Here is a 7097-nt window from a genome sequence, read left to right on the forward strand (position 1 = left end):
GGAGTGGAGTCTGGCCGAGCTGGCCGCCGCGTACGCCTATCCCGAGGTGGGGCCCGGCGGGCCGCTGCCGTGGCTGCGCGCCAACATGGTGTCCACGCTGGACGGGGCCGCCCAGCACGACGGCCGTTCGCAGCCCATCTCCAGCGCGACCGACATGCGGATCTTCGGCACGCTGCGGGCGCTGGCGGACGTCGTGGTCGTCGGCGCGCAGACGGTACGCCAGGAGGGGTACCGGCCGGCACGCGCGCGTGCCGAGTTCGCCGAGATGAGGGAGGCGGCCGGGCAGGGCCCGGCACCCGCGATCGCGGTGGTCTCCGCCAGCCTGGACCTGGACTTCTCGCTGCCGCTGTTCACCTCGCCCCTGGTGCCCACCCTGATCCTTACGGGAGCCTCGGCCGCCCCGGACCGCGTCGCCGCCGCGGAGAAGGCGGGCGCCCGGGTGGTCACCGCGGGGGACGGCATCGGCGTGGACCCCGCCCGCGCCGTCCGGGCCCTCGCCGTCCTCGGCCACACCCGGCTGCTGACCGAGGGCGGCCCGCGGCTGCTCGGGCAGCTGGTGGCGGCCGGCGTGCTCGACGAGCTGTGCCTGACCGTCTCCCCGATGCTGACCGCGGGCGACGCGCAGCGCATCGCCGGCGGGCCCGCCGTCACGGTGCCGCAGCGTTTCAAGCTGCTGTCGATGCTGGAGGAGGACGGCTTCCTGTTCACGCGGTACGGGCGGTCCTGACGTACTGAACCGCGTGGCGCGGGGTACAGATCTCGGCGGCCGGGAAGCCGAACCGGTCGGTAGGCCCGGAATCGGTACGGTGGTCGCCGCCGGTCCGGTCATCGGCGGAATGTGCCGTTCCGTTTGCTTTCCGGAGGGCACACTGGATCCGGCAGTACCCGTGCGAACACGGGGCAGGATGGTTTCCGCAGGGCCCGGTACGGCCCACGGAGGAGTGGGGCCGCAGGCCCCCGGGAGCAGAAGGGGCGCCTGGTGTTCACAAGCGTATTGATGATCGAGAAGGCCCTGACATCCGCCGACGTGGAGTTCGTCACGACCTTGCACGGGGAGGAGCCGGTCTCCTTCCAGGTGCTGCTCCAGCCGCGCGGCGAGCAGGCGGACCGGCTGCTGCGGGCCATCGACGACGTCGCGCTCGGCGAGCTCGACGAGGCCGTACGCGAGGGGGAGACGCCGGAGGGCGAAGAGGCGCTGAGCGTCGGGCAGCGGGCGCTGGAGGTCTCGCTCGCGGCCTTGCGGGCGTCCGGGAGCGAGGCCGAAGGACGGCTGATCGAGGACCATCCGCTGGACGCGCTGAAGTCCCTGGTGGAGGAGGTCGGCGCGGACGARGTCATCGTGCTGACCGACCCCCATTACGTGGAGGAGTTCTTCCACCGGGACTGGGCGTCGCGGGCTCGGCACAAGGTCGGTGTGCCGGTGCTGAAGCTGTTCTCGCACAGCAAGGCGTAGCCGCCGGCGGTGGCGGCATCGGTGAACGCTTCGGCATAGGCTGTGCCGCTGAACGTTCCGCACACGCACAGGGAGACACGCATGGCACCCGGCCTTCCCACCGCCATGGACCGACCGCACTTCATCGGCATCGGCGGGGCCGGGATGTCGGGGATCGCGAAGATCCTCGCGCAGCGCGGGGCCGTCGTGGCGGGCAGTGACGCCAAGGAGTCGGCGACGGCCGAGGCGCTGCGGGCGCTGGGCGTGACGGTGCACATCGGGCATGCCGCGGAGCACCTGGCCGACGACGCGAGCTGTGTGGTCGTGTCCTCGGCGATCCGGCAGGACAACCCCGAGCTGGCCCGCGCGGCCGAGCTCGGCATCCCCGTCGTGCACCGCTCCGACGCGCTCGCCGCCCTGATGGAGGGCCTGCGCCCGATCGCGGTCGCCGGTACGCACGGCAAGACGACCACGACCTCCATGCTGGCCGTATCGCTCAGCGAGCTGGGCCTGCAGCCGTCGTACGCGATCGGCGGGGACCTGGACGCTCCCGGCTCCAACGCGCTGCACGGCGAGGGCGAGATCTTCGTCGCCGAGGCGGACGAGTCGGACCGCAGCTTCCACAAGTACGCGCCCGAGGTCGCGATCGTCCTCAACGTCGAGCTGGACCACCACGCCAACTACGCGTCGATGGACGAGATCTACGCGTCGTTCGAGACGTTCGTGGACCGGATCACCGAGGGCGGCACGGTGGTGATCGCGGCCGACCAGGAGGGCGCGCGGGAGCTGACGCGCCGGGTCGCGGGACGCGGCGTGCGGGTGGTGACGTACGGCGAGTCCGAGGACGCCGTCGTGCGCGTCCTGTCGGTCGTGCCGCAGGGCCTGAAGAGCGAGGTCACCGTGGTGCTGGAGGGCGAGGAGCTGACCTTCACGGTCTCGGTGCCCGGCCGGCACTACGCGCACAACGCGGTGGCCGCGCTCGCGGCGGGCGTGGCGCTCGGCGTCCCCGCCGAGGAGCTGGCCGCGGCGCTGGCGGCGTACACGGGCGTGAAGCGGCGGCTCCAGCTCAAGGGCGAGGCCGCGGGTGTGCAGGTCGTCGACTCCTACGCGCACCACCCCACCGAGATGACCGCCGACCTGGAGGCCATGCGCGCGGCGGCGGGCGACGCCCGGATCCTGGTCGTCTTCCAGCCGCACCTGTTCTCGCGGACGCAGGAGCTGGGCAAGGAGATGGGCCAGTCCCTGGCCCTGGCGGACGCCTCGGTGGTGCTGGACATCTACCCGGCCCGTGAGGACCCGATCCCCGGAGTGACCAGCGAGCTGATCATCGAGGCGGCCCGGGCGGCGGGCGCCGACGTGACGCCGGTGCACGACAAGGCGGACGTCCCCTCCGTGGTCGCGGGAATGGCGAAGCGGGGGGATCTCGTTCTCACCATGGGAGCGGGCGACGTCACCGACCTCGGCCCGCTGATCCTGGACCGTCTGTCGAACTGAGGGGCTGGAGGCTCATGCCGTACGACGTCGAGAAGCCGGACGAGCAGTGGCGCGCGGAGCTGACCCCGGGCGAGTACGCGGTCCTGCGCCAGGCGGCCACGGAGCCCGCCTTCACCGGTGAGTACACCGACACCAAGACCCGGGGCGTCTACTCCTGCCGCGCCTGCGGAGCGGAGCTGTTCACCTCGGACACGAAGTTCGAGTCCCACTGCGGCTGGCCGTCCTTCTTCGACCCGAAGGACACCGACGCGGTGGAACTGATCGAGGACCGTTCCCACGGCATGGTCCGCACGGAGGTGCGCTGCGCCCGCTGCGGCTCCCACCTCGGGCACGCGTTCGAGGGTGAGGGGTATCCGACCCCGACCGACCAGCGGTACTGCATCAACAGCATCGCGCTGCGGCTGGCGCCCGAGGAAGCCTGAGCCGCTCGCCTCTGAATCGGTGAACCACGGGGTCGTTGACTTATGGCTGAGTGAGCCAGAGGATGTCCGGGGTGACCTCCTCCGCGCGCACCCCCATAGGCCCCGCCGGCCTCCCCGTCGACCTCGACGAGGCCGCCCACCGCTGTCTCGTCGCGGGGTTCGACGGGACGACGGGTGTTCCGGACGAGCTCAAGCGGCTCGTCGACCGCGGGCTCGGCGGGGTCATCCTGTTCACCCGCAATGTGCGCGACGCGGAGCAGGTGTGGCAGCTCACCGGGGAGCTGCGGTCCCTCCGGCCGGACCTGCTCGTGGGGATCGACAACGAGGGCGGCGGGATCGGGCACCTGGTGGGTGCCGGCGCTCCCGAGGTGCCCGGGTCGTTCGCGCTCGGTGTCGCCGACGAACCCGGACTGACGGCCCGCTGTGCCGACGCCCTGGCCGCACATCTGGCCTCCCTCGGCATCACGGTCTCCTACGCCCCGGTCGCCGACCTCCAGCACCATCCGCGCAACCCGATCGTGCGCACCCGTTCCTTCGGTGCCGGACCCGCGCTCGCCGCCCGGCATCTGCGGGCCTGGATCGCCGCCACCGAGCGGCGGGGTGTCGCCTCCTGCGCCAAGCACTTCCCCGGCCACGGCGGCACCGAGACCGACAGCCATCACGGCATCGCGGTCGATCCGCGGCCGTACGACGAACTGCGGGCCGACCTCGAACCGTTCCGCGCGGCCGTCGACGCGGGCGTGCCGATGATCATGAGCGCGCATGTCGTGTTCCCGGCGCTGGACCCCGAGCGGCCCGCCACCCTGAGCCGCCGCATCCTGGGCGATCTGCTCCGGCGCGAGCTGGGCTTCGACGGGGTCCTGGTCAGTGACGCCCTGGAGATGAAGGCGATAGCCGACCGCTACGGCGAGGCCGCCGGGGCGCGGATCGCCCTCGCGGCCGGTGCCGACCAGGTCATCGTGGCCGTGCCGGACCTTCAGGTCACCCTGGCCTGCCGGGACGCGGTGCTCGGCGCGCTGCGCTCGGCCGTGCTGTCCGAGGAGCGGCTGCGGGAGGCCGCCGGGCGGGTGCGGCGGCTGGCCGGGCGGTACGCGGTTGCGGCCGGGGCGGTCGACGGCTGGGACGCGGGGGCCGGGCTGGAGGCGGCCCGCCGGGCCGTTCGCAGCCGCCCGGTGCCGCCGGCCGTGCGCGGCGCCCATGTCGTCGACCTGTTCCCGCCGCCGCACCCCGCGCTCAACTGGGGCGGCGAGGACCTGCTGAGCGAGGTGCGCGCCGTCGACCCGGCGGCCACGGGCACGGCGGTCGCCGGCGAGCCGGTGGATCCGGCCGCCGTCGTGGCCGGGATCCTGCGCGCGTCCGGTGACGCGCCGCTGGTCGTCGCCACCTGCGACGCCGGGCTGCACCCCTGGCAGGAACGGCTGCGCGCCGCCCTGCTGGCCCGGCGGCCCGATGCCGTACGGGTCGACACCGGGCTGCCGGAGGGCGGCGCGCTGTGCTCCTACGGGCGGGGCCGGGTGAATCTGCGGGCCGTCGCCGAGGTGCTGGCGGGCGGTTGAGCCCCTACGGCACGCGTACGACCTCCTTGATGCCGCGCGCCGCCAGGTACGCGGTGTCGTCCGCCCGGGCCGCCAGGACCACCGCCGGGCGGATGCCGTCCGTGCGCAGGGCCATCCACGCGTCGAAGTAGGCGCCGCCGGGGCCGGACACGGAACGCGTGGACGGCGTGCAGTCCAGGACCAGGGCCGTGTCGCGGGGGCGGGCCGGGTGGTGCCCCGCGCGGACCTCGGCGACCGTCTCGGCGAGGGCGGTCGCGATCGGCTTGGCGCCGCCCCGCGCGTCGAACAGGCCCAGGGTGTACTCCAGTTCCGGGTAGTCGGCCAGCGAGCGGTCCACGTCGTGGGAGCACCACCACGTCACGCCCCACAGGCCCTCGCACCCGGCCGCGTTCCGTACGGTCGCCCGGGCGAACTCGGGCGCGTCCGCCGCCGGGACGTGCGGTTCCGGGGCGCCCGTCTCCTGGACCCAGACCGGGCGGGCCGGATCCTCGGCGTAGGCCTTGGCGAGTTCCGTGCCGTACTCGGCGAGGTGCAGCACCTGCGGGGAGCGGGGCCCGTAGCGGCGGGCGCAGTCGCCGGAGAACACCCAGGGGTGGACGGTGGTGACGTCGCCCTTGCGGGCCGAGGCCTCGGGGGTGAAGGGGTGGTCGTCGCCGTACCAGGCCGCGTCGTAGGCGGAGTGGGTCGCGAGCCGGCCCCGGGGCAGGTGCTCGCGGGTGGCCGCCAGCAGGGTGTCGAGGTAGTGGTCCACCTCGTCCGGGGTCACGGGGTTGTGCTCGACGAGGTTGTTGAGCTCGTTGCCGAGCTGGAGACCGATGAGGTTGGGGCGGCCGGCGAGAGCGCGGGCGAGGGTCCGCATCAGCTCGGCCTGGGCGGCGACGGCCTCCGGGTCGGTGAAGACGTTGCGGTGGTGCCAGCCGCGGGTCCACTCCGGGTAGAAGTCGAAACTGGACAGATGGCCCTGCACGCCGTCCACCAGGACGTCGAGACCGGCCTCGGCCGCCAGGTCGACCAGGTGTGCCAGCTGGTCCACGGCGGCGGTGCGGATGAGGGTGCGGTTGGGCTGGAGGAGCGGCCAGAGGTGGAAGACCCGGACGTGGTCGAGACCGAGGGCGGCGATCTGGTCCAGGTCCTCGCGGGCGTGCTTCGGATCGAAGTCGTGCCAGGAGTGGAACCAGCCGCGGCGGGGCGTGTAGTTGACGCCGAAGCGGAGCGTAGGGATGGGATCCTCCTCGGGTCGGGTCTTGCCCTGGGTGAATGCATCAATCACCATAGTCGGCGATGGGTAATGAATTGAACCAGAAGCGTCGAGGGGCCTCGTCCTTTGTCGTCGGTCTCGACGCGGGCGGCACGCGGATCCGGGCGGTCCTGGCGACCGCCGACGACGGGCGCCCGGTGGGCGAGGGCGCCTCCGGGCCCGGCAACGCCCTGACCGTGCCCGTGCCGCAGCTCACCGAGCACCTCGCCGAGGCCGTCGGGCAGGCCGTGCCCGAGTCGGTCCGGGCCCGGGTCGTGGCCGTGGCCGGCGGTTTCGCGGGCGCGACCGGCACCGCCGCCGACGAGCCGGGGCGGCGCAACGCCCTGGCCGCCCTCACCGCCGCCCTGCGCCGGCTGGGCATCGACGCCGGCCCGCCCCTCATCGGCAGTGACATCGAGGCGGCCTTCGCCTCCGCTCCGGGCGCCCCGGCCGACGGTCTCGCCCTGGTGGCCGGCACGGGCGCGGTCGCCATGCGCATCACCGACCGCCGCGGCACCGTCACCGTGGACGGCGACGGCYGGCTCCTCGGCGACGACGGCAGCGGCTTCTGGATCGGCCGCGCGGCGGTACGGGCCGCGCTGCGCATGGCCGACGGCCGGGGCGCGCCGACCGTGCTGGCGGAGGCGGTGGGACGGGAACTCGGGGTGCCGGGCGACGCCCTGCCCGGCGGGGGCGTGGCCGGTGGCGCGGTGCGGAGGCTGTCCCCCGACGTCGTCGTCCGGGACGGCGCGGACGGCGCGGCGCGTGACGGGCGGTATGAGGCGGTGCCGCCGGTGACGGGGCCGACCGCCGCGGGTGGGCGGCCGTCCGGCCCGGGGCAGTCCGGAGGGACTGGGGCTGTGGCTGGGCAGGGGCCGCCTGGTCCGTGGCAGCCAGGCGGAGGTGGGCAGTCGGCTGGTTCTGGTCAGTCCGGAGGGGCTGGGGCGGCAGGCGGG

Annotated in this window: 7 protein-coding genes; 6 read left to right on the forward strand and 1 reads right to left on the reverse strand. The window is 74.1% G+C overall.

Annotated elements, in window-relative coordinates:
• The 5 genes from CA983_RS38315 to CA983_RS38335 form a co-directional block, all read left to right on the forward strand.
• Positions 1–727: pyrimidine reductase family protein (locus CA983_RS38315; protein WP_107500332.1), on the forward strand; the 727-nt coding region annotated here is incomplete at its 5' end.
• Between the two features lie 252 nt (positions 728–979).
• The gene (locus CA983_RS38320; RefSeq protein WP_174523302.1) at positions 980–1453 is read left to right on the forward strand and encodes an indole-3-glycerol phosphate synthase; all 474 of its coding nucleotides are present in this window, start codon (positions 980–982) and stop codon (positions 1451–1453) included.
• Positions 1454–1534: 81 nt separating this feature from the next.
• Positions 1535–2926, forward strand: a complete 1392-nt coding sequence (gene murC, locus CA983_RS38325; protein ID WP_086605327.1) for a UDP-N-acetylmuramate--L-alanine ligase — start codon at positions 1535–1537, stop codon at positions 2924–2926.
• Positions 2927–2940: 14 nt separating this feature from the next.
• Positions 2941–3348, forward strand: a complete 408-nt coding sequence (msrB, locus tag CA983_RS38330; RefSeq protein WP_086605328.1) for a peptide-methionine (R)-S-oxide reductase MsrB — start codon at positions 2941–2943, stop codon at positions 3346–3348.
• Between the two features lie 71 nt (positions 3349–3419).
• Complete coding sequence (locus CA983_RS38335; RefSeq protein ID WP_086605331.1) at positions 3420–4904, forward strand: glycoside hydrolase family 3 N-terminal domain-containing protein; 1485 nt, start codon at positions 3420–3422, stop codon at positions 4902–4904.
• A gap of 4 nt (positions 4905–4908) precedes the next feature.
• On the opposite strand, the gene CA983_RS38340 is transcribed toward CA983_RS38335, so the two are convergent.
• Positions 4909–6177, reverse strand: a complete 1269-nt coding sequence (locus tag CA983_RS38340; protein ID WP_086605329.1) for a glycoside hydrolase 5 family protein — start codon at positions 6175–6177, stop codon at positions 4909–4911.
• Between the two features lie 8 nt (positions 6178–6185).
• Here CA983_RS38340 and CA983_RS38345 point away from each other — a divergent pair.
• The coding region (locus CA983_RS38345; RefSeq protein WP_279628500.1) for a BadF/BadG/BcrA/BcrD ATPase family protein at positions 6186–7097 on the forward strand (912 nt) is incomplete at its 3' end.

It is taken from the genome of Streptomyces swartbergensis (assembly GCF_002148965.1).
GTDB lineage: Bacteria > Actinomycetota > Actinomycetes > Streptomycetales > Streptomycetaceae > Streptomyces > Streptomyces swartbergensis.